General features: G+C 51.5%; 24 protein-coding genes and 1 pseudogene. 14 read left to right on the top strand and 11 right to left on the bottom strand.

Annotated features, from left to right (window positions below; all coding sequences use genetic code 11):
- Positions 1–5: 5 nt before the first annotated feature.
- Positions 6–2,261, bottom strand: a complete 2,256-nt coding sequence (gene porW, locus ACYVC2_RS08115) for a type IX secretion system periplasmic lipoprotein PorW/SprE (RefSeq protein WP_461101803.1) — start codon at positions 2,259–2,261, stop codon at positions 6–8.
- Between the two features lie 115 nt (positions 2,262–2,376).
- Here porW and ACYVC2_RS08120 point away from each other — a divergent pair, with 115 nt between their 5' ends.
- The 6 genes from ACYVC2_RS08120 (at position 2,377) to atpH (ending at position 5,823) form a co-directional block, all read left to right on the top strand.
- Positions 2,377–2,652, top strand: coding sequence for an AtpZ/AtpI family protein (locus ACYVC2_RS08120; RefSeq protein WP_461101804.1), 276 nt, complete (start codon positions 2,377–2,379; stop codon positions 2,650–2,652).
- 79 nt (positions 2,653–2,731) lie between these two features.
- Positions 2,732–3,094 carry a hypothetical protein gene (locus tag ACYVC2_RS08125; protein WP_461101805.1) on the top strand — a complete coding sequence of 121 codons (363 nt, stop codon included), beginning with the start codon at positions 2,732–2,734 and terminating at the stop codon, positions 3,092–3,094.
- Positions 3,095–3,162: 68 nt separating this feature from the next.
- Positions 3,163–4,209 (top strand): F0F1 ATP synthase subunit A, encoded by a 1,047-nt coding sequence (gene atpB / locus ACYVC2_RS08130; protein ID WP_461101806.1) that lies wholly within the window; start codon positions 3,163–3,165, stop codon positions 4,207–4,209.
- 62 nt (positions 4,210–4,271) lie between these two features.
- Positions 4,272–4,532 carry an ATP synthase F0 subunit C gene (gene atpE / locus ACYVC2_RS08135; protein WP_461101807.1) on the top strand — a complete coding sequence of 87 codons (261 nt, stop codon included), beginning with the start codon at positions 4,272–4,274 and terminating at the stop codon, positions 4,530–4,532.
- 187 nt (positions 4,533–4,719) lie between these two features.
- Positions 4,720–5,214: a F0F1 ATP synthase subunit B gene (gene atpF / locus ACYVC2_RS08140; protein ID WP_461101808.1), complete on the top strand. Its 495-nt coding sequence runs from the start codon at positions 4,720–4,722 to the stop codon at positions 5,212–5,214.
- A gap of 69 nt (positions 5,215–5,283) precedes the next feature.
- Complete coding sequence (gene atpH / locus ACYVC2_RS08145; protein WP_461101809.1) at positions 5,284–5,823, top strand: ATP synthase F1 subunit delta; 540 nt, start codon at positions 5,284–5,286, stop codon at positions 5,821–5,823.
- Between the two features lie 73 nt (positions 5,824–5,896).
- Here atpH and ACYVC2_RS08150 read toward each other — a convergent pair.
- Both ACYVC2_RS08150 and ACYVC2_RS08155 read right to left on the bottom strand, forming a co-directional pair.
- Positions 5,897–6,484, bottom strand: a pseudogene (locus ACYVC2_RS08150) (Uma2 family endonuclease).
- A gap of 33 nt (positions 6,485–6,517) precedes the next feature.
- On the bottom strand, positions 6,518–7,003 hold the full coding sequence (locus ACYVC2_RS08155) for a GNAT family N-acetyltransferase (RefSeq protein WP_461101810.1): 486 nt from the start codon (positions 7,001–7,003) through the stop codon (positions 6,518–6,520).
- A 68-nt stretch (positions 7,004–7,071) separates the two neighbouring features.
- Between ACYVC2_RS08155 and ACYVC2_RS08160 the strand changes: the two genes are divergently transcribed.
- Entirely contained in the window at positions 7,072–8,304 is a 1,233-nt protein-coding gene (locus tag ACYVC2_RS08160) for a DUF6786 family protein (protein WP_461101811.1), read from the top strand.
- Here ACYVC2_RS08160 and ACYVC2_RS08165 read toward each other — a convergent pair.
- Positions 8,293–8,961, bottom strand: coding sequence for an oxidoreductase (locus ACYVC2_RS08165; RefSeq protein ID WP_461101812.1), 669 nt, complete (start codon positions 8,959–8,961; stop codon positions 8,293–8,295). The genes ACYVC2_RS08160 and ACYVC2_RS08165 overlap by 12 nt on opposite strands.
- 45 nt (positions 8,962–9,006) lie before the next feature.
- Between ACYVC2_RS08165 and ACYVC2_RS08170 the strand changes: the two genes are divergently transcribed.
- Positions 9,007–11,508, top strand: a complete 2,502-nt coding sequence (locus tag ACYVC2_RS08170; RefSeq protein WP_461101813.1) for a TonB-dependent receptor plug domain-containing protein — start codon at positions 9,007–9,009, stop codon at positions 11,506–11,508.
- A 157-nt stretch (positions 11,509–11,665) separates the two neighbouring features.
- Here the strand turns inward: ACYVC2_RS08170 and ACYVC2_RS08175 are convergent, their stop codons facing one another.
- The 3 genes from ACYVC2_RS08175 to ACYVC2_RS08185 form a co-directional block, all read right to left on the bottom strand.
- Positions 11,666–12,196 (bottom strand): hypothetical protein, encoded by a 531-nt coding sequence (locus ACYVC2_RS08175; RefSeq protein ID WP_461101814.1) that lies wholly within the window; start codon positions 12,194–12,196, stop codon positions 11,666–11,668.
- Positions 12,197–12,417: 221 nt separating this feature from the next.
- Positions 12,418–14,103: an amidohydrolase gene (locus ACYVC2_RS08180; RefSeq protein ID WP_461101815.1), complete on the bottom strand. Its 1,686-nt coding sequence runs from the start codon at positions 14,101–14,103 to the stop codon at positions 12,418–12,420.
- 331 nt (positions 14,104–14,434) lie between these two features.
- Positions 14,435–15,868, bottom strand: coding sequence for a Gfo/Idh/MocA family protein (locus tag ACYVC2_RS08185; RefSeq protein WP_461101816.1), 1,434 nt, complete (start codon positions 15,866–15,868; stop codon positions 14,435–14,437).
- Between the two features lie 247 nt (positions 15,869–16,115).
- On the opposite strand from ACYVC2_RS08185, the gene ACYVC2_RS08190 reads away from it, so the two are divergent.
- From ACYVC2_RS08190 to rodA, 5 genes are all read left to right on the top strand, one after another.
- Entirely contained in the window at positions 16,116–17,003 is an 888-nt protein-coding gene (locus tag ACYVC2_RS08190) for an oxidoreductase (RefSeq protein WP_461101817.1), read from the top strand.
- Positions 17,004–17,177: 174 nt separating this feature from the next.
- Positions 17,178–17,990: a helix-turn-helix domain-containing protein gene (locus ACYVC2_RS08195; protein ID WP_461101818.1), complete on the top strand. Its 813-nt coding sequence runs from the start codon at positions 17,178–17,180 to the stop codon at positions 17,988–17,990.
- Between the two features lie 186 nt (positions 17,991–18,176).
- Entirely contained in the window at positions 18,177–19,220 is a 1,044-nt protein-coding gene (locus tag ACYVC2_RS08200; protein ID WP_461101819.1) for an SMP-30/gluconolactonase/LRE family protein, read from the top strand.
- A 166-nt stretch (positions 19,221–19,386) separates the two neighbouring features.
- Positions 19,387–21,366, top strand: a complete 1,980-nt coding sequence (locus ACYVC2_RS08205) for a penicillin-binding transpeptidase domain-containing protein (protein WP_461101820.1) — start codon at positions 19,387–19,389, stop codon at positions 21,364–21,366.
- Between the two features lie 30 nt (positions 21,367–21,396).
- Positions 21,397–22,677: a rod shape-determining protein RodA gene (gene rodA, locus ACYVC2_RS08210; RefSeq protein ID WP_461101821.1), complete on the top strand. Its 1,281-nt coding sequence runs from the start codon at positions 21,397–21,399 to the stop codon at positions 22,675–22,677.
- A 220-nt stretch (positions 22,678–22,897) separates the two neighbouring features.
- Here rodA and ACYVC2_RS08215 read toward each other — a convergent pair whose 3' ends face one another.
- The 3 genes from ACYVC2_RS08215 to ACYVC2_RS08225 all read right to left on the bottom strand — a co-directional run bounded on the left by ACYVC2_RS08215 (position 22,898) and on the right by ACYVC2_RS08225 (position 24,262).
- A complete protein-coding gene (locus ACYVC2_RS08215) occupies positions 22,898–23,377 on the bottom strand; it encodes a DUF1440 domain-containing protein (protein ID WP_461101822.1) in 480 nt (159 codons plus the stop codon).
- Positions 23,378–23,531: 154 nt separating this feature from the next.
- Positions 23,532–23,987, bottom strand: a complete 456-nt coding sequence (locus ACYVC2_RS08220) for a lipocalin-like domain-containing protein (protein WP_461101823.1) — start codon at positions 23,985–23,987, stop codon at positions 23,532–23,534.
- A gap of 104 nt (positions 23,988–24,091) precedes the next feature.
- Positions 24,092–24,262: a DUF1059 domain-containing protein gene (locus ACYVC2_RS08225; RefSeq protein WP_461101824.1), complete on the bottom strand. Its 171-nt coding sequence runs from the start codon at positions 24,260–24,262 to the stop codon at positions 24,092–24,094.
- A gap of 162 nt (positions 24,263–24,424) precedes the next feature.
- Here ACYVC2_RS08225 and ACYVC2_RS08230 point away from each other — a divergent pair, with 162 nt between their 5' ends.
- A complete protein-coding gene (locus ACYVC2_RS08230) occupies positions 24,425–24,817 on the top strand; it encodes an OsmC family protein (protein WP_461101825.1) in 393 nt (130 codons plus the stop codon).
- 391 nt (positions 24,818–25,208) lie between these two features.
- Here the strand turns inward: ACYVC2_RS08230 and ACYVC2_RS08235 are convergent, their stop codons facing one another.
- Positions 25,209–25,376, bottom strand: coding sequence for a hypothetical protein (locus ACYVC2_RS08235; protein WP_461101826.1), 168 nt, complete (start codon positions 25,374–25,376; stop codon positions 25,209–25,211).
- Positions 25,377–25,463: the final 87 nt, after the last annotated feature.

A 25,463-nucleotide genomic window follows, 5' to 3' on the forward strand; every position in this document is an offset into this window, starting at 1 on the left:
TAAACCTATTTTCGTTTCGCCATGGCCTGGTTGGCAGCAACCAGCATTTCTTTGGCCCGTGGCACGAGTTCGCTGGCTGGATAATCGCGGACAAATTCGGTCAGAGCCTGTTGATAAGCCTCCACGTTTTTAACCTTGCCCACCAGAATCACCCGTAGTAACGCCAGCTTGTCTTCTACCTGCGAACCCGCCAATTGAGTAAGTGCCTCTTCGGTACGCTTCAGGGCTTCCGACGTATTGTTGGCTTGATACAGTTCATAAATGGCTGCGTAGGTTTTCTGCGCTTTTGCTTCCGAATCGCTCGTTTGAGCGATCGCCCGCCCTGTTAAACGTGCGTAAGACGTATTTGGGTATTCGGCCAGTAGTTTATCTTTCCAGGCCGAGGTTTTTCCCAACTGCTCGTTGGACAGATACAACAGATAATAGACTTCCGGTTTCTGGAGCGTGTTCGGATAGCGGGTCAGGAGTTGTTCAAACGTCGGAATCGCGTTGGCTGGCTCGTTCAGTTGAAACTTATACAGCTTACCGAGTTTATACAGCGCGGTTTCGATCCGCTGATTGGCCTGCGCCTGCGCTTCTTTCGTAGTCGGAATTTGCTTCATCATGGTCTCTCGCTGCGCCCGGCGTCCCGAAGCTACCGGTGCGTTGACCGTACCTGCTGCATTGAGGGTGTCCGACTGCTTCAACGGCGCGTTGGGATTTACCGAATTTGCCGGGGTAGCTCCCGTCAGCGGATTACCCGCTCCGGCAATCGCTTCGGACGATTCTTTGTTGCTGCGTCGCCAGTTATCTTCAAGCGGTCGATTGCCCCATTTAGTCATGAATTCCTGTCGGCCCTGGCTCAGCGCCACCGGATTGTATAAGACCCAGCGCTGGGCGGGTTGCAGGTTGGAATTGGTGGCGCCGGGCACCGTACTCGCCCCGCCACTGGCTGCCTGATCGGCCAGTTTCTTCGCCTGAGCCGCCTGAGCTTTCGCTTCTTTTTCGCGCTGATCGATAGCTTTATCCAGAACCCTGTCCAGCTCGGCGGGGGGCATCTGAGCCAGCGTCAACAGGCTGTCGTCGGTGCGAATCGTCGTTTTATACTGAACGAATTCATCCAGGGTATTTTTCCGGTTCAGCAGCGCCGTGTATTCGGGCGATTGTTTGGGCAGTAACGCCAGCGCGCTGTCGTAATATACTTTGGCTTTTTCGTAGTCGGTTTTCTTCTCAAAATAAAGCTTCCCGATTTCCAGATACGTATAGGGAACCTGCGCGGTATTGGCCCCCGCTTCCCGGATCGACTGAGTGTAAAACTTTATGGCCTGATCGATCCGGCCACTGCGGGCTTCCAGCAAGCCCATCGTGAAATAGATTTTGTCCTTCAGGTCGCTGTTTTTTCGATCACTCAGCAGATTCTCGAAGGTTTCGGCCGACTGCGCCAACCGCTTCTGATCGCCCGTCAGGCCATTGCTCTGAATAGCGAACAGATTAGCATAAAACGACAGATCATAGGTAGGACGGGACTTCAGCACTTGCCGATACTGCTCGACCGCTTTAACGGGTTGACCGATCAAATCATAAAGTTGTCCGGCAATCAGGTGCAGGCGGGCGGTAGCTTCGCCTTTTTTCAGCAAGGGGAACGTGGCTTCCAGAATCCCGACGGAGGTAAGGTATTCACCCTGCCGTTCGTGCAAATACGCTTTGGTCAGATAAAAGTCGCGCGTGTTGGTTTTGGTGAGTGGCTGTGTGCGCAAATATTCAGCCACGTTCAGAGCGTTGGCATAATCACCGGCTTCGACATAAGCCCGCATGAGTCCAACCAGCGCAGTGTGCTTATCGTCTTCGTTGGTGCCTTTAGTATTAACGTATTTGAACACCTCGATGGCGTTGGGCAGGTCCTGTTTGAGCAACCGTGCCTGCCCGATCAGGTTGTAGGCATTGTCGAGCCAGTTGCTGTTCTGATGCCGTTCTGGAATCAGTGATGCTTTCTTGATGGCATCGTCGAGCTGTGGTTTCACCGGCTGGACACGCATGGAATCGACCGGTAACAAAATCGGCAAAAGCTGGTTATAATTTTCTTGTCTGGTCCTGAACAAAACCTGCTCGGCCTGGGCGATCTGATCGCGGGCAATGACATAAGCATTGTAATGCGCGTTCAGATTGTGATAGCCTCTACTGATCGGTTTGGTGCTGTATTGCGAACAGGAAACCAGCCCGCCGGTCAGAGACACGATGACCGAAAGCAACAGAATCAGGCGGTTACGGAAATAGCGGGACATTCGGAAATAACACGTGGACACTCGTATTAAAACGTTCGATATCGACCTGACATTATAGAACGTTAAGCCAAATTAACGAATTTTGCCTGGTATATTCACCCGTCTGTTTAATTCTATGCAAATCGATCCCGACCAACCGAATCCAAACGAACCGGAAAAGCCGACTCGTCATGAGGATCATCTGAAGAAAGCGACCGAAAAAACCACATCATTTGTGGAATACAGCGGCATTGCCTTTCAGATGCTTGGCACGATTGGGCTGGGGGTGTGGGTAGGCATGAAGCTGGATGCATGGCAGCACAATCCACGGCCTATCTGGACGATTGTTCTGTCGCTTACGGCTATCGGAGCATCGCTCTATTTATTCATCCGGCAACTGACAAAAAAGTGAATACTCAGGGGGACTGGGTTAGGGAGGAAGGGCACAAGATATAATGACTGCTTATCCCGCGTTCCAAACGATAGGTTCCATGCTTCGTACGCTTCTGATTACTGCTCTGCTGGCAATTGTATTTTTCGTAGCCAAACAATATACGGCGGCACCCTGGTTACACCCCGATTGGAAAATTCTGCTTGTCTTTTTTCTGAGCGTCTCTTTGCTAACTCACCGGCTGGTAGAGACTGGTTTACAAGCAGATCAGGGCCGATTCATAGTGCTTTACCTGGCAGCTACGGTGGCGCGCCTGATTCTGGGTCTAGCCTTCATAGGCTTTTTTCTATTTCACCAAATTGAGCAGCGCCGTACCTTCGTTTTGGACTTTCTTGTACTATATATATTTTACACGAGCTTTGAGATTTGGACACTTACTCGTAAATTGCGACGCGATTCGTAAAAGCGGCTCGTCACATCATAGTAATGCGTTCGATCATTAATAAGGTTTTGTTAGCAACGGCGCTCATTATGAGCTCGTTAGTTGGTGTTCAGGCCCAGGAGCACGAACACGCAGGCGAAGCACACGCCGAAAAAGAGAAGTTCAATGTGGGTGAAATGATCATGCACCACATTAAAGATGACCACGGCTGGGAGTTTGCTCATGGAGTAACCCTGCCGTTGCCCGTAATTCTTTATTCGAAGGACCAGGGCCTGGAAGTTTTTTCATCATCGCGGCTGGCGCACAACCAGGTTTACAACGGCTACAAGAACGAACATGGTAAAATCCATCGCGTAGATGCCGCTGGAAACGTTGACCACGAAGCAAAATTTTATAATTTCTCGATTACCAAGAATGTAGCGTCGCTGTTGCTGAGTGCGGCCATTATGCTGTTGCTGTTTTCGTCTGTCAGCCGCGGTTATACGAAGAATAAGGGCAAAGCACCGAAAGGAATTCAGTCCTTACTGGAGCCGATCATACTTTTTGTCCGCGACGAGATCGCCAAACCCAGCATTGGGCCGAAATACACGAAGTTTCTACCTTACCTGCTAACGCTGTTTTTCTTTATCCTGGTAAATAACCTGCTCGGGTTACTGCCAGGTGCTGCTAACCTGACCGGTAATATTGCCGTTACGCTGGTACTGGCTATTATCACTTTTGTGATCGTTACCTTCAGCGGGAATAAGCACTATTGGATGCACATATTCAAACCGACAGGCGTACCGGTAGCTCTGCTGCCGATTATGGTGCCGGTAGAAATCGTGGGGGTGTTCATGAAGCCCCTGTCGCTCATGATCCGGTTATTTGCCAACATTACGGCGGGGCACATTATCATCCTAAGCCTACTGGGGCTGATTTTTATGGCCAATCACATGGGCGGAGCAACGACGAGCATTGCCATTAGCCCGGTTGTGCTGTTTTTTACTCTGTTTCTGAACCTGATCGAACTGCTGGTAGCCTTCCTGCAGGCGTTCATCTTTACCCTGTTGACCGCCATGTACATTGGTAGTGCCGTGGAAGAACACCACGAAGCCGACCACGGTATCGGTCATGAAACTGTATCTGAGTTAGGGTAACCTGCCCCGGTACAGTACGTAAATTGCAATCTTTTGTTTCACTAATAAATCTGTTGAAAGTTATGTTAGCAACGTTGTTTGCTCTGCTGTTAGAAGCTACGGGTAGCGTTTCGGTTATGGGTGCCGCTGTAGGTGCTGGTCTGGCCGCTATCGGTGCTGGTCTGGGTATTGGTCGGATTGGTGGCAGTGCCATGGAAGGTATTGCCCGTCAGCCGGAAGCGGCTGGTCGTATCCAAACGGCAATGCTGATCATCGCGGCTCTGATCGAGGCCGTGGCTCTGTTCGCAGCGGTTATTTGTCTGCTGGTTGCTACGGCGGCCTAAGCAGTCATCTGAAGTTTGAGCAGGCCGGCTGCATTAGGCGTCGGCACCCCTGCTCGCCCGATTTCCGAGAAACCTTCGCCCGTTTGGGCTAGCCAGTGGGCGAAGGTTCTCTAACAAAAGATTGATACTGATTTATGATAGCATCATAAATTTTCTTTAAATCCGAAATCAAAAATTACACCTCAAAATGGATTTACTTACTCCCGATCTTGGTCTTTTATTCTGGCAGGTAGTAGTGTTCCTCGGCCTGTTTCTGATCCTTCGTACGTTTGCCTGGAAGCCCATCACGGAAAGTCTGAGCGAGCGCGAAAATAATATTCAGAGCGCGTTGGATCTGGCCGAAAAAACCCGGCTCGAAATGACTTCACTAAAAGCCGACAACGAAAAACTGCTGGCGCAGGCCCGTTCGGAGCGCGAAGCCATTCTGCGCGGAGCTAAAGAGACGGCGGATAAGATGGTTGCAGACTCGCGCGAAAAAGCCGAAGCGGAAGGAAAACGGATCCTGGAACAGGCCCGTGAGTCGATGCAGAACGAGCGGCAGGCGCTGATTATGCAAATGAAAAAAGAGGTAGTTACTCTCTCGCTCGACATAGCAGAGAAAGTTCTGCGCAAAGAGCTCAGCGACAAGTCGGCTCAGGAAAAATTAGTGACCGATCTGGTATCTCAATCACGCTTAAATTAGTCGGCTAGTCGATGAATTCGTCGGCCGTGATGTCTTGCCGGATTCGTTGACGCTTTATCTGAATAACCTATGGCAGTTGCTACTGTTGCCGCCCGTTATGCCAAGTCACTGATCGACCTGGCGCAGGAAAAAGGGCTTACCGAAACCATGTACAAAGACATGAAGTTCTTTAAGAACACTGTCGACCAGAGTCGGCCGCTGTTACTTATGTTAAAGAACCCCATTGTTCGGGCTGAGAAGAAAAATGCGATCATCAAAGCTGCCTTCGAGAAGCGGGTCAATCCGGTAACCATGTCGTTTTTCCAGATCATCGCAAGAAAGAACCGGGAAGCGATCATGGACGCCATTGCCGATGAGTTTATTAAGCAATATGATCGGCTGAAAGGCGTGGAGCGGGCTACCGTTATCACCACCGTGCCATTGACAGAACCACTGCGCGCCAAATTTATGGATATGGTGATGAAAACGACGGGTGGAAAAGTGGTTGAACTAGACGAAAAAATCGATCCAAAACTCATTGGGGGTTACGTTCTCCGGGTCGGTGATCAGCAGATTGACGGGTCGATCCGTAATCAGTTGAATGAATTACGGCTGCAGTTCCTGAACTAGAACAGGCTTTTATTTTCATAACTAAAAAGTCACTCTTACTGGTAAGAGTGACTTTTTAGTTTTAGGGAGTCCATTATTTCTGTTCGTCGGGTAAGACAATCCCATCATAAATCTCACTCATCGGTAGCGCTATGTCCAGTAGCGGCAAATCGATAATGGCATCGATACCTTCAATAATTAGGTATTTCCAGAAATCGACATTCCGCTCGAAAACTTCTACCCGGCAGTCGGCTCGAGAAACCAGTAAGTAATATAGCAATGAGGGTAGTTTTGTATAATGCGGGCGTTTCTCGTGAAAATCTTTGCTATGGGTTGAGTTTGAGACAACTTCAATCAGCAAACTCGGCGAATCGACCCACACACCTAAATCATTTTCCAAATCGGCTGGGTCGCACGTATAGATGATATCCGGATAAACATAACGTTGGCCTGTTTTCAGCTTCTAACGAACATTTTCAGCATATACGTCGCAGCCTTTACGCTGAGCGAATGGATATAATATGCGTGACAGTGACTGAACAATACGATTATGCCGTTTGGTAGTTCCTGCCATCGCAAAAACTTCTCCGTCCCAGTACTCATACCGCAAACCTTCAGTCTGTTCAAGCGCTACATATTCCTCGAACGTGTATGTTTTTGGGATAATCTGTGCAACAGCCATTAGCGTATTAAGGTTATGTTACCGTCACCAAAGTTACTTATTATTTTGTGAAGTTCGGTCAGCCTGTATCGGTTTGACTAATTTGATGTGCGTTCGCTGGAATAATTCGCGTTTGTAAAACCGAATCGTATCGGTACGCTTTTGATTGGTTGTCACTTCCAGATTTACGAAACCGTCCTGAATAGCGAGCGCATCAAGCGCGTTAACTAATTGGTGGCCAATGCGTTGATTGCGGACGTCTGCCCGGACGAATAGTTCCTGAATTTCGCCCACCTTACCGCTATGATGCAACAGATACTGGACATGACAGCTAACAAACCCAATTACATCGCTATCCCGTTCGGCCACCAGATAGTGAATGGCCGGATTAGTAAGGTTCCGATGATAAACGGCCAGAAAAGCCGGCTGGTCTATCCGATGCTCTTCCAGCTCGCAGAGAAAGGTATAAATGATTCGGGCATCTGCGCTTGTAGCCGGTCGGATCCGGACCGTGTCGACAGTAGTAGATTGGGCGGTCACTGTGATTTAATAGAGTACGTTGATTCCGTCAAAACACGTAAGTTCGCCATTTATCGCTTGATTTCTGTATGGTTATACCTAAAATTGTCCTGTTCGCTTTGCTCGGAATAATGGTTGCCTGCTCAGGACGCAAGTCGGCAACTGTCGATGACGAGGCTGAAAAAAAAGAGTCAACGGCGAACGCATCCACCATGAATACGTATCCGGAAGATAAACAATTTCTAAGCCGCTACCACCCTGATTTGATTGAATTACGGCAAGGCAATGCCAAAGCACTGATCTGTCCGGCTTACCAGGGACGAGTGATGACCTCTACCACCGATGGACAGGCCAGTTATGGCTGGATCAATTACGACCTGATTCGATCCGGAAAATTGATGCCTCACATGAACGCTTTTGGGGGCGAAGACCGCTTCTGGCTGGGGCCCGAAGGCGGTCAGTTTGCCTTGTATTTCAAGAAAGGTGATCCCTTCGAGGCTGAACACTGGCAAACACCGGCCGCCATCGATTCGGACCCTTTTCAAGTCGTAAATAAAAACGAAACGTCGGCCACGTTCGTACGGAAGGTTTCGCTGACGAATTACCATGGAACCCGACTGGATATCGGTATCGAACGAACCATTACGCTCTTGTCAAAAGACGAAATATACAGGCAACTGAAAATGGCAACGGATTCGTTGAAAATTGTTGGTATTCAGTCGGATAACACAATTACGAATCAGAGCATGCAGGCCTGGACCACCGAAACGGGAATGCCTTCCATCTGGATTCTGGGCATGATGAATGCCTCGCCCCAAACCACCATCGTCGTACCTTACCGGGCCGGTGCCGGACAGGCGATCAACGACGCTTATTTTGGCAAAGTACCTACCGACCGGTTACGCGTCGGAAAGACGGCTGCCCTGTTTAAAGCCGATGCGAAGTATCGGAGTAAAATTGGGGTTTCGCCAGCCCGCGCCACCAACTGGGTCGGCAGTTATGATCGGGCCACCCGAACCTTATCGCTCGTAACCTTTGACTTCGATCCGAACGAACGGCGGTACGTCAATTCGGCCTGGGAATACCAGCGGGAGCCCTTTTCGGGCGATGTGATCAACGCATATAACGATGGACCTATGAAACCGGGTCAACCGCAGATGGGGCAATTTTACGAGCTGGAATCCTCATCACCAGCGGCCAGTCTGATCCCGGGGGCTACACAGCGACATCGTCACACAACGTTTCATGTACAGGGGCCGGAAGCTCAGTTAAATGCGCTGGCCAAGCGGTTACTTTTCACGGACTTGTCGTCAATAGACTAAGTCCGACTGAAACTCCTGTAGGCTATCTGATTCGTAGATATGTTTTCCGGTAAGCCCCTGCTGAGCGGTCTGGATCATGGCGCTCGCCACTTTATCGGCATCGACGCCTTTATATTTGGCGGGAATTACAGGGTTCAGTACCCGCATCAGAAGGCTGCTAATCTGCTCACCCAGTCGAACTTCGGTACGGTTGCCCAGCAGGAGCGAAGGTCGAAAAATAAGCAGGGTAGGGTAGTGCAGGTTGGTGAGATCACGCTCCACTTCCCCTTTGACCCGATTATAAAAGATTGAGGACGCCGGGTTGGCCCCCACAGCGGTAACGACAGCGAATTGCCGGGCACCAGCCGCTAAACTTAACTGAGCAATATCGATTGGATACTGGTAATCCACTTTGCGGAAAGCATCGCGGGAGCCCGCTTTTTTTATGGTTGTTCCGAGACAGCAAAAAATATCGTCGGCCTGGGTAAGCAGACCGTTGGGGTGGTCGAAGTCGAACTGGATTTCCTGCAAACGCGGATGTTGCCAATTGAGCGGTTTGCGTACTAAAACTTTTACTTTTTCGTAAAACGGTGAGTCAACCAGACGATGTGTAACCAAATTGCCAATAAGGCCCGTAGCACCAAGGACTAACGCTGTTTTGGGGGAAAGTATAGCCATGGTAAAGAAGAGGTAATTCTGCTAATTTAACTACTTCATTGAGTAATGAAGGCACCTGATTCCAAATTCTATTCTATTCGCCCCCGCTTTTTGGGATATTTCAGCTTACTTCTATTGCTGATAACCGCTGTTTTGGTTGGCTTCCGGAGCCAGGACGATGATTTTACCAAACGGTTGGTTACGCTATTTCAGGCCTACAGCCGACAGCATCCCACCGAAAAAGTGTACGTCCAGACAGACCGCGATGTGTACCTGACCGGTGAGACTATCTGGCTGAAAGGTTACATCTTTAACGGTACTACCCACGAAGCGGATACCGTAAGCCGGGTGCTGTACGTCGATTTGGTCGAGCCGCAGGCTAAACGTGTTCGGCTCCGGGTCCAGCTCCGCGCCACAGACAGTTATGCGCCCGGTCAGCTTACGCTCTCTGATTCCTTACCGTCGGGCACGTATGAACTCAGGGCCTATACGAACTTCATGCGGAATGACCCGGAAGCGTATTTTTTTACCCGGTCGCTACTGGTATTGGGGAACAGCGATGTACCATCGACGGCCAAGGTTTCCAGGAGTGCCGCGCCCCAGGTCGATGTGCAGTTTCTGCCGGAAGGGGGGCAATTGGTAGAAGGCATTGAAAGTCGGGTAGCCTACAAGGCGGTCGATGCGTCTGGGCAGAGCGTATCGGTGGAGGGGTTTGTGGTTAGTGCCAGAAAAGATACCATAATCGGCTTTACCAGTACGCATCTGGGAATGGGGTTCGTTACGTTTAAACCCGAAGCTGGTCAGACTTATTCGGCTTCTATAACACTTCCCGATGGCTCGAAGGCTTCGTATGCTTTACCGGCCGTTCAGCCACAGGGTGTTGTGATGCTGGTCGATAATCTTAGCCATAAAGACAATATAAAAGTGTATCTGGCCCATAACAAAACCAGTTCAGATGCGTCTGCTGCTATGACGCTGGTAGCCCAGACCCGCGGGCAGATCATTCAGATGGCTAAAATACCGCTGGCCAAAAAAACGGCGATGGTGCAGTTGCCCCGGGCCGACTTTCCCGAAGGCATCTCGCAACTGACCGTGTTTGATGAAACAAATAAACCCACCTGCGAACGATTGGTGTTCATCCCCAAAAATGAGCATCTAACCGTTTCGCTAACAGTAGCAAAACAACAGTTTAAAACCCGTGAAAAAGTCGACCTGATCGTCTCCACTACGGTCAATGGCAACCCCGTCCCGACTAATTTATCGCTTGCGGCAGTCGATGCCAAACTAGCTCCGGAAGCGGATTCTAACGGGGCAACCATCGTTTCCCATCTGCTACTTTCTTCGGACCTGACGGGTGTGACCGAACAACCTGGTTACTATTTTAACCCAGCCAACCAGGACCGTCTGATGAAATTAGATCTGCTGCTCATGACCCAGGGCTGGCGCCGGTTCGTCTGGTCCGACGTGCTGTCGGGAAATAATCCACCGATTCGCTACTCGGCCGAGGAAGGCTTATCGCTGACGGGTAAGGTGGTTCGGCCCAATCAGAAAGGCACCGGCGGTAAAGTGAAGCTGACGTTTATGCTGGCGAAGCGGGATAGCTCACGAATATTTCTGGCTGGCGAAACCGACGAAGCAGGAAACTACGGTGCTTATGGCCTCGATTTTACCGACACTACGGCCGTACTGATTCAGGGTATCAAAGGAACAGCTAACCGAAACCTGGTCATCACCCTCGATCAGTTGTTGACCCCAACCGTTTCCCTGACGCGAGTGCCTTATAATCCGCTGGAGTTCCGGCGCGATGAGCTGGCTGAATTTATTAGGCGCACTAAAGAATACCAGGAAATTGAGCGTCAGATTCGGCGAAACGGCGAGGTTCTGCTCCAGGCGGTTACCGTAAAAGCGAAAAAAGAGCGTGAAGTCGATTCACGGGTAATTTACGGAACTCCCGACGCCAGTGTGAAATTCACTCAGCAGAACACCTCCGGGCGGCAAACGATTCTGGACGTCATTCAGGGGCAGGTGGCCGGAGTGCAGGTGGTTGGCTCAGGTTTCAACGCCCGTGTTCAGATTCGGGGGGCGGCTAATTTCAGCGGACCCGTCGAGCCGCTGTTCGTGCTGGACGGCATGCCGATGGACTTACAGGCTATTATGGGAATTTCGGTGCTGGACGTCGACCGGGTCGATATCCTGAAGGGAGCGTCTGCGGCCATCTACGGTTCGCGGGCGAGCGGAGGAGTGATCTCGATCCTGACCAAGCGGGGCGGCCCCAATTACGATGTAATGAAAGAAGCCGTTCCGGGTACGCTGGTCGCTAAGCTGCCTGGCTATGCGCCGGTTCGCGAGTTTTACGCACCCCGCTACGACGTGAAAAAGCCGGAACACGTCCGCCCCGACTACCGCACGACTTTATTCTGGGCACCGATGGTTCAGACCAATAGCCAGGGGAAAGCTACGGTTTCGTTTTATACGTCCGATGCGAAAACCAGCATTCGCCTTCGGGCAGAAGGCGCAACGCCAGGCGGAATGCCAGGAATAGGGCAGGCACGTTTGCAGGTGGAGTGAGCAAAAGAGTCGCAGGTGGCGAACATGCAATTGATGTTCGCCCCAGAACTCAGGGTTGGTGCTGGTGATGCGTACTGCTTGCTACTCCTTCTTGAGAGGCAAGTGATCCGTGACACCTTGTGAAAACGTCGCCCAGGATCACTTGCAGCGAGCGCTGTCAATTATTAGAATACCGAATGGCCGAACTGGATGAATTATTCAGGTTGTTAGTTTCTCCGCCACTGCCCTTGGCAATACTCATATTGATAGCCGTTTGCCCTGTCGAAAGGCTTGAAAACACACCCGTCAGGGCAATTGTCGAAAACCCACCGCCCGGAATTACTTTGGTGGAAGTGAAAATGTAAAAATTCGGGTTTGTGGTCTCGTCGAAGCTCCAGTTGGCATTCAGTACCCGACTTTGGCCAATTGACGTAGCGGTTGGGTCGAACTTGAATTGAATATAGGAGAGGTTTTTTTGAACCAAAACTTTGATGGGGCCCGTGGTTGCTACCTTTTTAGTCTCTATGATGTCGATAAAAGCCGTCATGTTTGTCGAGCCATGAACCATATCCGGATTTACGGTAATAAGCCCTATCAGATCCGGAACGGGCCTGGTAGTCGGTTTAACTGATTTGGCAGCTGGTTTCGTTTGGGCCAGACTGACTTGCGCGAATAGCAGAAGCATTAAAAACGCGAAACGGGTTTGCATAGTTGTAATGGTACCCACGTCCAGAACAGGGATTTATGAAAAAGGACTGGTCAAAGGTGCGAATTTTTCAGTAATCTCCAGCCATCCCTTCGAAGCGGAATAAAGTGACAAAAGTCACCGGGGCAGTCGAAAAGAAGAATGTGGTTAATGTGCGCGACCTCCTCATATACAAACTGGGTCAACCCGCGTGCAAATTGACCCAGTTTTGCGATTTAAGTAAATTATTTTCCTTTCGATTCGGTCGGTTTATTTAGCTCAGCCCGCTGGTCATCGCGCAACGTCGGGTACTTGATACCCAGTTGCTCCAGGTAAGTTTTATACCTAGCCGGATTGTAGTAAAACTTGGCCAGCTTCGGCTTGAATTCAGCCATGATTTTCTTGTTTAGATAAATCGCAGGAATCTCTTTCGACGAAATCAGGGGTATATACTTCGTTTCTTTTGTTTGCTCGTCGGTATAATAGGCTTTGGCTTCCTGGATCAGTTCGGGCTTCAGCAGCATATCCAGCAGTGTCATCGCTTCTACCTTGGCACCGGCAACCACACCCTTGTGTGCAATCGGCGTAGCCATCGAAATGGCATTCGACCAATGATGACCGGGTAATCCTGGAATGTTCGACGGATACACCAGAACCACTGTCGGCACCGACCAGGAGATGTCCGAAATGTCGTCGGATCCACCCGTCAACGGCACCATCGACTGCCCACCCATCATCATCGTAGGCGCGCTCGGCACGGGCGTACCGATCGTGTCCAGCTTCGTATCCAGCCCTTTCAGATTCGGCGATTGCAACTCCTTTTGAGTCGCTTTGGCCAGCATCTGATCTTCCGGCGACCAGGTTGGTAACCCGATCCGCCGGATGTTCTGGTACATGGTTGCGGCAATCGGTTTATTGAAATGCCCCGGCCAGGCCGACCCCAGAATCTCGTAGGTAAACTTGGTGTCAGTCATCAGCGCAGCTCCTTCGGCCATTTTAATGCCTTTCTCGAACAGCGCTTTAATTTTAGGATACGAGCGTTCCCGAAAATAATACCAGACCGCTGCCTTCGACGGAACCACATTGGGCTGATCGCCCCCGTCGGAAATGACGTAGTGCGACCGCTGGGTCAGTTCGAGGTGTTCGCGCCGGTAATTCCAGCCGATGTTCATCAGTTCGACCGCATCCAGCGCACTACGACCGCGCCAGGGGGCTCCGGCTGCGTGGGCGGCCTGCCCCTCGAACGTGAATCGGGCCGAAATCATACCGTTGTAGCCTGCATCGCCCCAGGCTACGGTAAGATTATCGCCGACGTGGGTGAAAATACAAGCGTCGACATCCTTGAAATAACCGTCTCGAACGTAGAACGCCTTGGCTCCCAGCAACTCTTCAGCAACGCCGGGCCAGAGCATCAGCGTCCCCGACAGCTTGTTCTTTTCCATCAACTGTTTCACAGTCAGTGCGGCCACAATGTTCAGCGCCTGCCCTGAATTATGCCCTTCGCCATGACCAGGCGCTCCTTCGACAATCGGGTCTTTGTACGCAACGCCGGGTTTCTGACTCGCTTTCGGAATGCAGTCGACGTCGGAGCCAATGGCAATAACTGGTTTTCCTGAACCCCAGGTGGCAATCCAGGCTGTGGGCATGCCCGCAATTCCTTTCTGGATGGTAAATCCTTCTTTTTCCAGGATACCCGTCAGGTAATTGAACGATTCCTCTTCCTGAAACCCCAGTTCGGCAAAGCTGAATAGCATGTCATTGATTTGCTGCGCCTGATCTTTTCGTGCATCGATAGCGACGATAGCCTGCTGTTTTAGTTGCTCTAGTTGCTTATCAGGGAGTTGCTTTGCCGATTTCCCTGCTTTGTTTTGTGCCAGCACCAGCGCGGGTACGAAGAGAATGGTAAAAATTGATAGTATATAGCGCTTCATGAAAATAGAGGAATTTTATACTGAATATACGGTTAGTGTCTTTTAAATATATGGCATTATGTTGAATTGGCAATTTTATACTATCATCAACCCGTTTCTATTTTGTTATTCCGACGAAGGAAGAATCTCAAACATCAGGATAATTCAGGAGCTCCCTTTCGTTGGAATGACAGACAGTTCGATCCCCAATAACTCCATGCGTATTTCTCAATGACTGAAAACTGGCTTTCTTATCTTCGTTTAAGAAAGTTGCCAATTAAAAAAGGCAGACCACGCACGTGGTCTGCCTTTTTTAATTGGCTCTTGATCCTGATTTTCAGTGGCTGAAAGCCTAGGTTGCGTTCAGAATTTTCATGTTGATAGGGTCCCAGCCAATGGCTTTCTTCTGGTAGTAGCTCATATTGCCACACTGCGTTGGGCCGCAGGCACGTAGCCCGAACGTCGCATCTTCGATATTAGGGGATCCGGTCCGGATGGAGTTAAAGAAATTGACGAAGTGTTCGTAACGGTCACCCTTATACTCTTTCGGGAACGTGTATTTGAACTCCTTCGGACCAACCAGCTCGGGTGTCTGCGGATACAGTTTGTTGTATTCGGCGATGAACAACTCTTTCTGATCTTTGGGGAAATTATCGATCGACATGCCCGGTGCTTTCGGGAATTTGTTCCGGTGAACGGTCAGGCTATCGAAGCCGAGAGATAAGTCGCCTTCGGTACCTACGATCCGCACCAGGTAATTGCCACCGCCCCCGTCGACAAAATTAGACCGGGTTGTGAGGTTAAACTCGGGGTGTTCGGCAGTTTTCGGGTAATCGTAAATGCTGAGCTGAATATCGGGTACGTCGCGCCCATCTTTCCAATAGCGCGTGCCCCCCGTCGAATAAATGCGGGTTGGCCCTTTCGAACCCGTAACGCAGTGCAGGGATGTCAGCAGGTGCACGTACAAATCGCCGGCAATTCCTGTACCATAGTCCGTATAGTTCCGCCAGCGGAAGAACCGGAGCGGGTCCCAGGGGCGTTTGGGCGCGGTGCCCAGATATGTGTCCCAATCGACGGTTTTCGGAGAGGCATCGGGCGGAATGGAATATTGCCAGGCACCCATCGCGCTGTGGCGGTCATAAATGGCTTCGGCAAAAACGAGTTCACCGATATCGCCCGCTTTCATCAGTTCGCGCGCTTTGGCAATCAGCAACGAACTGGCAAACTGGCTACCCACCTGAAAGACTTTACCGGTTTCTTTGGCTACCTTGATCAGCGTATGCCCATCTTCGAACTTCTGCACCATGGGTTTTTCGCAGTAGACGTGCTTACCTTTGCGCATGGCGTCGGTCGAAATTTTCTGGTGCCAGTGGTCGGTCGTGCCGTTGATAATAGCGTCGACGTCCGAACGTTCCAGAATCTCCCGGTAATCTTTGGTAATCGGTAGCTGTTCGCCCCAAAGCTCTCTGGCCCGGCGCAACCGGCCGTCGTAAAGGTCGCAGGCCGCCACCATCTCGACGCCATCCACCATCAGCGCCGTTTGCGTGTCGCCGATACCCATGCCACCCGTACCCACCAGCGCAATCCGTACTTTATCGTTGGCGGCTGTGCTGCTGTGACTACGAATCAGATTCAGGTATTGAGGCAGGGGTGAAGTGGTCGTTTCGGCCAGGGCGGCTGGTGCCGTAGCTGCGGCTGTGCCGGCCACACCGAGCGTTTTCAGAAACTTCCGTCGGGAATTCGATTCGCCAGAAGCTGAAGAAGCCGACCGTTTGTTGTCTTTCATGAACGATTTGATTGGGGATTATGGAAATTTCACCTAAAAATAAGCTAATGAGAGAAATATTCTATGGTGTTTCTCTCATTAGCTAACGAAAAAGGTGCAGTAAACTGTCTGCAGACAGCTTGAAAGCTACCCTCAGCTGAGCTAAAAATAGCCGTCGATGAGCGTTTCAACAAACTGCCTTTGAGCGTTTCAACAAAGTTGAGGGGTTGGATTCTCCCGAATTTTGTCAAAAAAATTAGACACGGACATGACAAAAGTTTGGTTTATCACCGGAAGTTCACGGGGGCTCGGACGGAGCCTGACAGAAGCTGTACTGGCAAAAGGAGACAAGGTAGTAGCCACCGCCCGACAGCCAAAACAACTGGCCGAGCTTGACCAGAAATACCCGGATCAGATTTATTCAATTCAACTGGATGTAACCGACAGGGATCAGATCCGATCGGCGGTAGAAGAGGCCATCGAACGCTTTGGCCGCATTGACGTGCTGGTGAACAATGCTGGCTTTGGCATCACGGGCGCGGCCGAAGCGTTCACGAATGAACAGGTCCGCAGTCAGCTGGAAACGAATCTGTACGCTCCGATCGAACTTACCCGCGCGGTACTGCCCTACATGCGGAGGCAGCGCTCCGGGCGTATCCTGCAGATCAGTTCCGTAGGTGGTCGGGTCGGCGGCCCTGGCCTGACGATGTACCAGGCCGCTAAGTTTGGCCTGGGCGGTTTTACCGAAGCATTATCCAGAGAAATAGCTCCGCTAGGCATCCGCGTTACCTCGGTCGAACCGGGTGGTTTCCGCACCGACTGGGCCGGGTCTTCCATGAGCTACGCTTCGCCGGTAGAAGGGTACGAATCGACCGTGGATTGGGTTGCTGAGCACCTGAAAGGCGACGCCTATGTGCCGATGGGCGATCCCGACAAAGCCGCAAAAGTCTTGGTCGAGCTGGTCGATCATCCCGAGCCCCCCGTGCACCTTATTCTGGGGAGCGAAGCCGTTGCCATCGTGAAACAGGCGGATGCCGCCCGTCAGGAAGAGCTGGAAAAATGGGAGCCTGTCAGTATGTCAACGGATCATGACGAAGCCGTAAATTTCCTGGAGACAGAAGCCGGTAAAGCATTTGTGTCTCTGCGGGGTAATTAACCGCACCCGTAAAAACACATTACCTCCGGGCGGCAGCGGTTCGCGCGATTTACGCCGTAATAAACTGATATTTAACCGCAAAGCGCCCCCGACATCGTCATCGAACGACTTGGGACGCTTTGCGGTTAAATACTATGCTAAAGAGTCTGGGAAACCAATAATCCATTCCACCATATGGCTACTGGTCGAGCCGAACGAGTGAAGCTGCCCTCCATTGCCTATTCCTGCTACTATGCCCGAAGCCGCGAAGGCGAGCAGTTTGTATCGGAACATGTGTTCAGCTATCAGATAGCGGGCACGCTGATCACGAACGATGGTAACAATGTATACGAGAGCCGCGAGGGCGATTTCCGGTTCAGCAAACGGGCCAGTCTGGTTAAGTTCCTCAAGATGCCACCCCAAGGCGGTGAATTCAAATCGCTGGCGGTTTATCTCGATCAGGAAACCCTGCGTCAGTTCAGTCTGGAATATGGTTATAAAGCAGATCAGCCTCGGCTCCAGGGCGATGCCTTGCTGAAACTGAAGCCCGATCCGCTTTACAAGAGCTATATGGAATCGTTGCAGCCCTATCAGAAGCTGGCCCAGCCTGGTAATGAGCCATTACTGACTTTAAAACTGCGCGAAGCGATTTTGTTGTTACTGAAGGTCAATCCGGAGCTAAAAGACGTGCTGTTCGATTTTTCGGAACCCGGTAAAATCGATCTGGAAGCGTTCATGAACAAGAATTTCCATTTTAACGTAGAGCTGAACCGGTTTGCCTATCTGACGGGCCGGAGCCTGGCGACGTTTAAGCGGGATTTCGAAAAGATTTTTCACGTGTCGCCCAGCCGATGGCTGCAACACCGGCGCTTGCAGGAAGCCTATTACCTCATCAAAGAAAAAGGCAAAGCTCCCTCCGACGTATACCTGGATCTGGGCTTTGAAGATTTGTCGCACTTTTCGTTCGCCTTCAAAAAAACGTACGGCATCGCCCCCTCGAAAGTGTAAAGGATTGGTCTGATGGATAGGCGTTCAGCGTTCCGTATGCGCCTGGCATGAGCATGCAACAGGGGCCGATTGATGGCTTTCCGATCGGCTTCTTTATCGGAATAGGTTAAAAGCCGTCGTCGAGCCTCTTTTAGCAGGGAATACCTTTTATTCTGACCCTATACACGCACTCGGTAGTTCCTGACCATGAAAACGAAACACTTCTGGCTGGCCAGTGGGCTGCTCCTCATCGGCACCCCGGCCCTGGCGCAAGCTCCAAATTATCCAACCATTGGGCAGATTGTGCGGGCCGACCCGCGCATCGACAAACTGATTCCGAAAGACGCTAAAATTGACGTGCTGGCCAGTGGGTTTACCTGGTCAGAAGGCCCGATCTGGATAAAAGCCCGCGGGAATGAACCGGGTAACTACTTACTTTTTTCCGATGTTCCCGAAAATACGGTTTACAAGTGGACGGAGAAAGAAGGCGCCAGACCCTTCCTGAAACCGTCGGGCTACACCGGCCTGGGACCGTATGGGGGCGAACCTGGCTCCAATGGCCTGACCATCGATCCTCAGGGACGACTCATCTCCTGCGAACACGGGGATAAGCGAGTGACGGCTATGCCACTCGATGGCAGTGGCGGAAAACGCACCCTGGCCGACAATTACCAGGGTAAACGCTTTTGTAGCCCCAACGACGTCGTGGCCCATTCCGACGGCAGCTATTATTTCACCGACCCGCCATATGGCATGCAGAAAGGCGAAAACGATCCTAACCGCGAAACCACTGGGTACGGAGTCTACCGCATTGCTCCTTCCCGAAACGGACTGCCCGGCGCGGTTACGCTGCTGGTCAACGACCTGACCCGACCCAATGGCATTGCCCTTTCGCCCGACGAAAAAACGCTTTACGTAGCCCAGTCGGACCCGAAAAACCCACTTGTGATGGCGTATTCGCTCCAGGCCGATGGCTCAGTCGGGAAAGGGCGGACGCTCTTCGGAGCTACCGACATGAAGAAGCAGGGACTTGAGGGCGGCTTCGACGGCATGAAAGTCGACCGGGCGGGTAATTTATGGGTTACCGGTGCCAACGGTGTAATTGTTCTGACATCGGCGGGGGAGTTTCTGGGTCACCTGAAAGTAGGAAATGCTACGGCCAACTGCGCCTGGGGCGACGACGGCTCTACACTCTACATCACCGCCGACATGTACCTGTGCCGCATCCGGACAACGGCCCGTGGATGGTAATAATTGATGATGAATTAGGAATGATAAGCGATGAGAAACCACTAAATAGGCTGAGCGAACTTTCATCCATCTTTTATCATTCATAATTCATCATTACCTACCGCTTTCATCGTTATTGAGTTAACTTTGTAGAGGTACGTAGCTTGAATTTTAGGAATTAGTTCTCATGTTGGAGAATCGTAAGTGGGTCATTATCGGGGGGTTCTGCATGGTTGGCCTGCTCTATCTGGCCCGATTGTTTTATTTGCAGGTTCTGGATGATACCTACTCGCTGGGCGCATCGAAGAACTCGATCAAACGGGTCATTGAAGTACCTTACCGAGGGCAGATTTATGACCGCAATAACAAACTGCTGGTCGATAACACACCTGTGTACGACCTGTACGTAACGCCTAAAAAAGTCAGAATTACCGATACGCTGGCTTTCTGCCGGCTGATGAATCTGACGAAATCCGATTTCGACAGCATCATAGGCCTGGCCAAAAATTACTCGATGATCAAGCCTTCGCTGTTTATGCGTCGGTTATCGATGGAAGATTTTGCCCGGATTCAGGATGCTCTGGTCGACTACCGCGGTTTCGAACCGCAAATCAGCTCGATCCGAACCTATCCTGGGAACACCCTGGCCAATGCGCTGGGCTATATCAGCGAAATCAGTCGTAAAAAGCTCGACGAACAGGAGTATCCTTACTACCGACAGGGCGACTATATCGGACAGACAGGGCTGGAAGCGCAGTACGAAGAACAACTGCGCGGCCGGCGAGGGGTCAAATTTATGATGCACGATGTACACGGCGTCAACAAAGGATCCTGGAAAGATGGCGCGTTCGACACGCTGGCGGTGGCGGGCAAAAACCTTATTACGGGCATAGACCTGAATCTGCAACAGTTTGCCGACAGCCTGATGCAGAACAAAGTCGGCGCGATCGTTGCTGTCGATCCGGAAACGGGAGAAATTCTGGCATCCGTATCCGCGCCTACCTACGACCCGAATCTGCTTTCTACCCGCGTGTTTTCCAAAAATTACCGGGCGCTGGCTAAAAATCCGTATAAGCCGTTGTTCAACCGGCCCATCATGGCCAGCTATCGACCCGGCTCGACCTTCAAACTGATTCAGGCGCTGGTGGCTCAGCAGGATGGTACGCTGTTCCCGAATACGGTATACGGCCATGCGGGTTCGCCCATGCGGTGCCATTGCCGGGGCGGAAACGACCTGCGCGGGGCCATCGGAAACTCCTGCAATCCTTATTTTTACCAGGTGTTCCGGCGGATGATGTATAACAACCTCGAAAAAAACACCTTCAAGGCATCGGCTATTGGTTTGGCAAAATGGCACGAACGGGTCGAGAAGTTCGGTATCGGTCAGCGGCTGGGCGTCGACATGCCTTCGGAGCGGTCCGGAAATCTGCCCGACGTTCCGTACTATGACAGGATGTACAAAGGCGCCAATCGGTGGAAATTTTCGTACGTCTCGTCGCTCAGCATCGGTGAAGGAGAGCTACTCATTACCCCGCTGAAGCTGGTGAACCTGGCCGCGGCCATTGCCAACCGGGGCTGGTACATTACCCCGCATTACATCAAAGGGTTCGGCAAGCCGGGGGGCGATCTGCCCCGCGAGTACCTGGAACGTCACGAAACTGGTGTCGATCGACCATATTTTCTGCCAGTCATCGACGGTATGCGCCGGGCGGTTATCAGTGGTAGTGCCAAGTCGGCCAACCTGTACGGTCTCGACATGTGCGGAAAAACCGGTACGTCGCAGAACGCCAAATTCGGTCATAAGTACGACCACTCGATTTTTGTCGGCTTCGCTCCTATGAACGCGCCTAAAATTGCCGTCGCGGTTTTTGTCGAAAACGCAGGTTGGGGGGGCGACGTAGCCGCTCCCATCGCGGCTCTGGTGGCTGAGCGTTATATCAAAGGACGCACGGAGTCGAAACACCTGGCCGAACGGCTTCGTAACGCGACCTACCTGCCACCCATGGGCGGAACAACGCCTTACAAACGGGTTGCACCTATGAAGAAAGACTCGGCTCGCCGGCGCGACACCCTCCGGATCGTTACGCCGAAGCCCATCGCTCCCAAGCCCTTCGTCACGGCCATTCAGCGCCAGGCTGTCCCGACGATGGGTGCTGGCAACCAGTAATTTTTCCGTACGCTTTTTCCGTTTCCTTTTATGGCGCGTCGTAACGACCCTTTTGCGCAACCCATCGATTGGATCACGCTGCTGCTTTACCTGGGCTGCGTGACTATCGGCCTGATCAATGTGTATGCGGCTGTGTACAGCCCGGAGGATCAGACCAGTCTGTTCGACTTATCGACCAATGCCGGCAAACAATTGATGTGGATTGGCACGACCGTTGTACTGATCATCTGCATTCTGGTCGTCAACCACACGTTTTTCGATACGTTTGCCTTTGTTTTCTACGGCATTATGATTGTCCTGCTATTGCTGGTGCTGGTGGCCGGTGCGAATATCAACGGATCGCGGTCGTGGATCAAGTTTGGCGGTTTTCAGATTCAGCCCGCCGAATTCGCTAAAATGGCTACCGCCCTGGCCCTGGCCAAATACCTGGATATACCGGGCGTTAGCCTGACCAAACAGAAGGATCTGATGTATATCGCCGGCATCATCGTGCTGCCTTGTTTGCTGATCCTGGCCTCCAACGAAACGGGTTCGACCCTCGTATTTGCGTCGTTCGTGATCATGTTATACCGGGAGGGGCTACCCGCCTGGATTCCGGCCGTCGGGCTGACAGTGGTGGTGTTGTTCATTCTGGCGCTCGTGTTCCCGAAATTGTATATTTTTATCGGTATCGTTGCCCTGCTGCTGATTATCGTATTGCTGATGCCCCGGTATAGCCGAACGGCTCAGAACCTGATTTCGCTGGGTCTGGTGGGTGTGGGAATGATGGTGGTGGTGATAGGCGTCGATTTCTTCGTAAACGACGTACTGCAACAGCACCAGCGCAACCGGATCAAAGTGCTCGTCGACCCGACCATCGATCCGCTGGGGGTGGGCTGGAACGTCACCCAGGCAAAAATCGCAATCGGTTCCGGGCGGCTATACGGCAAAGGGTTTCTGGAAGGAACCCAGACAAAGTTCGATTTCGTGCCGGAGCAAAGCACCGATTTCATTTTCTGCACCGTTGGCGAAGAACATGGATTTCTGGGCAGTTTCGTAGTGATCGCCCTGTTTCTGGCGCTCGTGACCCGGATTATCATCCTGGCCGAAAAACAGCGCACCAAATTTGCCAGGGTATACGGCTACTGCGTTGCCGGGATTATCTTCTTCCACGTCATCATCAACATTGGCATGACTATCGGGCTGGTACCGGTTATCGGGATTCCGCTGCCTTTTTTCAGTTATGGCGGCTCCTCACTCTGGTCGTTCTCGATCCTGCTGTTTATTTTCCTCCGGCTCGACTCCCGCCGAACGGCGCTGATGCGGAGATAATCAGGTACAGGAACTCCTGCGCATCGGGTAGCGAATGCACCATCGTTTTAATCGGTTGAACGAATTCTCTTTCCCGATCATGAGACAGGTCGCTTTCGTGGCAGGCTCACAGTAATTTGTGGGATTCTCTTGGACCGGCAACGCAGAGCGTCTGCTGCATTGCCGGTTCAGTCACTTTTCACTATAACTTTCCCGCACGGATTTACTGGTTACAGCCTCATTAAAACCCGCGATATCGGTTGACAATCAGTGCGATGGGTAAGCCGACGCACAGCATCAGTACACTCAGGCCAATGAGCACCCGGGAGATTTCGAAAACCGGGGGAGCAACCTGGCTCAGCGGTAGTACAAGCAGATTCATGACTACCCAGACGAATACACCGTAAAGCAGGCCGGTCAGGATTGGGTTGCTGATCAGCCGGCGGAGCGATGGGTAAATCAGGTAGAAAAAGGCGGCAAAGGTCAGCGCAATAACGAAATGAAACCCCAGGCCCCATACTACCGGGGCAGAGCCACCCTTGAGCGCTTCGTTGCCGAAAGCTCCACTGGCGACGTATCTCCAGACCATAAGCGGATCTTTGCCTCCCCTGAGCATAAATGTACTCATGGCCCCCAGCGCATCCAGCATGCCGGCAACCAAACCGGCCCGAAGGATAACAGGAAAGGCTTTTGGGCCGAAGACGGGATTCGATCGAGCCATAATGCTGATTGCGTGCGTACTAATCGTGACCGATGATCCAAGTCCTGGCTGGGGGCCAACAGCATTGGCGTTCGCGGCCAGTCTGATACCCTGGTCATATAAAAACGCTGCGAACGAATCGATCCGTGTTGATCCGCTTCCCGTTTATGCGGCCTTAAATCCGCTGATAAACGATGGTCATTCGTTGCGCTTTGGTCGGATTAGGTGTTTTGGGGTTGTTTTCGTAATTAAAAACCCAGCTCATGGTATTTCCCGTAAAGCTAACCTCGTAAATAGCCGGCGGGAATTGTTTCATCGTGGTTGTAACGGTCAACTGGTTCCCGCTAAGAGACCACCGGCCCACTGCATTCATGGATTCGATGGTTTTCTTCATCGATCCACACGCATCCGGCACGTTCGTTTTCATCTGTCCGTCGCTGGAGAAGGTGTACGTGATATCTTTTGCACAGGGCATCGTTTTCGACAGCATGGGCAGCATATCGGTGGTTTTGCCACTAGCGTCTACCAGCGTCATGGCGGAGCGTTTCCAGGTTCCGGCAACACCGTCCGCATAGGGTAGGCGGAAGGCGCTTGTCAACACGATGAGGTAAGCAGCAAGGATGCGAGCCATAAAAAGAAGGAATTTGACGGATGTAGGCTGCAAACTAAACGGCCGCTCGGCACAAGGAGAAAATCATTGAGCGAACGGCAGTTTACCAGGGGTTTCGTTTACGCTTACTCGTCGTGTATCAGCGGCTTGATCTGCTCGGCCATTTCGGGGGAGATCGTTACATGATGAACTTCCTGAGCGTGCTGAGCCGCTTGCTGCAACACCTCCGTTTCGCTTTCTGCCCGCACAATACCGGGGCAATCGAAACCAACATCTCTGCAGTGTAGAACTTTCATGGTAGTATAGGATTTTGATGGAAGATTAGGATTCAGACTAAATGTAGTCATATCGCTAATGGCTTCAATACGAGGGCGTAAACACTTTATTTTGCGGTAGTAATCGATCGTCGTCCCACCCGTACTTTGGTCTCTTTAACCCTACTTATTCTGAATATGCAGATGTCCGCTACCATATCCAGCAAATTCGAGCACCACGAAATCGTGGTGCAAACCAACGGCGACTCGAAAACCGTGCAAATAGCCGCGAAACCGTCGGGCTACGGCTCGTCCATCAACGGGGGCGAACTGCTGCTGCTGTCTTTAGCCACCTGTTTCTGCAACGACATTTACCGGGAAGCAGCCCGGCGAAACATGACCGTATCGGAAGTAAAGGTCGTTGTCACCGGCGAGTTTGGGGATGTTGGCGAACCCGGCCGCAACTTTAGCTACCAGGCGTCTGTCGTTGCCGATGCCCCGCCCGAAGCGATTGCCGAGCTGATTGCGCACACAGACCGAATCGCCGAAATCCATAACACCCTGCGGCAGGGATTGAGCATAACCCTGATAAGCTAAGGAATCACGCAGAATTAAGCAGGAACGTCAAATCTTGGTTTCTTACCAGCCCTCAAGCCTGCATGCTGGGATGGGTTACTCGTGGTAGGGCACAGCTTTGATTAGGCGTATGTCATTCAGTACGGGCACATGCATGCTGTTTTCAGCCGGGATAATGCCCCGTCGAATCCAGTTGCTAACTACGTTTGTTGATTTTAGACCAAACCGCTTGGCATATTCGGCAGGAGTTAGCCATTCTGTTGAAGAGAACTAATTGCCTCTTGGATCACTGCATCTATTTCGGCCATTAATTCCTGAAATCGGTCCCGCTCGGGTGTACCGGCCGAAGCCATTTGTTTTTTCGGTGCTGTTTTCATCGTTAAACGGGTAGGCAGGGCTTTGCGACCCTGTTTCACTTTTCCAACCCGTCCAGAAATTTAGTCCGTGTTATCATTTTGTCTAAAATTTTATTCTTCTCTTTTTCTTCCATGCGCTCACTTGCGTCTCGGAGGTATTGTTGCAGGCGAGCTAATTGCGTTCGAACATTGACAAGGACTCGTTTGCGTTGTTCTTCATTCATAGTTTCTGTCAACCATAAAAATAAGTACTGTTACCTTGTGGAACAGTTGAGTGGGTATGTGCTTCTGACGCTCTTTATGGTTTTTGG

It is taken from the genome of Spirosoma koreense (genome assembly GCF_054777875.1).

Excerpts from the sequence above, each read along its gene's own strand:
- porW (WP_461101803.1), bottom strand. The coding sequence starts at position 2,261 with ATGTCCCGCTATTTCCGTAACCGCCTGATTCTGTTGCTTTCGGTCATC.
- ACYVC2_RS08120 (WP_461101804.1), top strand. The coding sequence starts at position 2,377 with ATGCAAATCGATCCCGACCAACCGAATCCAAACGAACCGGAAAAGCCG.
- ACYVC2_RS08125 (WP_461101805.1), top strand. The coding sequence starts at position 2,732 with ATGCTTCGTACGCTTCTGATTACTGCTCTGCTGGCAATTGTATTTTTC.
- atpB (WP_461101806.1), top strand. The coding sequence starts at position 3,163 with ATGAGCTCGTTAGTTGGTGTTCAGGCCCAGGAGCACGAACACGCAGGC.
- atpE (WP_461101807.1), top strand. The coding sequence starts at position 4,272 with ATGTTAGCAACGTTGTTTGCTCTGCTGTTAGAAGCTACGGGTAGCGTT.
- atpF (WP_461101808.1), top strand. The coding sequence starts at position 4,720 with ATGGATTTACTTACTCCCGATCTTGGTCTTTTATTCTGGCAGGTAGTA.
- atpH (WP_461101809.1), top strand. The coding sequence starts at position 5,284 with ATGGCAGTTGCTACTGTTGCCGCCCGTTATGCCAAGTCACTGATCGAC.
- ACYVC2_RS08160 (WP_461101811.1), top strand. The coding sequence starts at position 7,072 with ATGGTTATACCTAAAATTGTCCTGTTCGCTTTGCTCGGAATAATGGTT.
- ACYVC2_RS08165 (WP_461101812.1), bottom strand. The coding sequence starts at position 8,961 with ATGGCTATACTTTCCCCCAAAACAGCGTTAGTCCTTGGTGCTACGGGC.
- ACYVC2_RS08170 (WP_461101813.1), top strand. The coding sequence starts at position 9,007 with ATGAAGGCACCTGATTCCAAATTCTATTCTATTCGCCCCCGCTTTTTG.
- ACYVC2_RS08175 (WP_461101814.1), bottom strand. The coding sequence starts at position 12,196 with ATGCAAACCCGTTTCGCGTTTTTAATGCTTCTGCTATTCGCGCAAGTC.
- ACYVC2_RS08180 (WP_461101815.1), bottom strand. The coding sequence starts at position 14,103 with ATGAAGCGCTATATACTATCAATTTTTACCATTCTCTTCGTACCCGCG.
- ACYVC2_RS08185 (WP_461101816.1), bottom strand. The coding sequence starts at position 15,868 with ATGAAAGACAACAAACGGTCGGCTTCTTCAGCTTCTGGCGAATCGAAT.
- ACYVC2_RS08190 (WP_461101817.1), top strand. The coding sequence starts at position 16,116 with ATGACAAAAGTTTGGTTTATCACCGGAAGTTCACGGGGGCTCGGACGG.
- ACYVC2_RS08195 (WP_461101818.1), top strand. The coding sequence starts at position 17,178 with ATGGCTACTGGTCGAGCCGAACGAGTGAAGCTGCCCTCCATTGCCTAT.
- ACYVC2_RS08200 (WP_461101819.1), top strand. The coding sequence starts at position 18,177 with ATGAAAACGAAACACTTCTGGCTGGCCAGTGGGCTGCTCCTCATCGGC.
- ACYVC2_RS08205 (WP_461101820.1), top strand. The coding sequence starts at position 19,387 with ATGTTGGAGAATCGTAAGTGGGTCATTATCGGGGGGTTCTGCATGGTT.
- rodA (WP_461101821.1), top strand. The coding sequence starts at position 21,397 with ATGGCGCGTCGTAACGACCCTTTTGCGCAACCCATCGATTGGATCACG.
- ACYVC2_RS08215 (WP_461101822.1), bottom strand. The coding sequence starts at position 23,377 with ATGGCTCGATCGAATCCCGTCTTCGGCCCAAAAGCCTTTCCTGTTATC.
- ACYVC2_RS08220 (WP_461101823.1), bottom strand. The coding sequence starts at position 23,987 with ATGGCTCGCATCCTTGCTGCTTACCTCATCGTGTTGACAAGCGCCTTC.
- ACYVC2_RS08225 (WP_461101824.1), bottom strand. The coding sequence starts at position 24,262 with ATGAAAGTTCTACACTGCAGAGATGTTGGTTTCGATTGCCCCGGTATT.
- ACYVC2_RS08230 (WP_461101825.1), top strand. The coding sequence starts at position 24,425 with ATGTCCGCTACCATATCCAGCAAATTCGAGCACCACGAAATCGTGGTG.
- ACYVC2_RS08235 (WP_461101826.1), bottom strand. The coding sequence starts at position 25,376 with ATGAATGAAGAACAACGCAAACGAGTCCTTGTCAATGTTCGAACGCAA.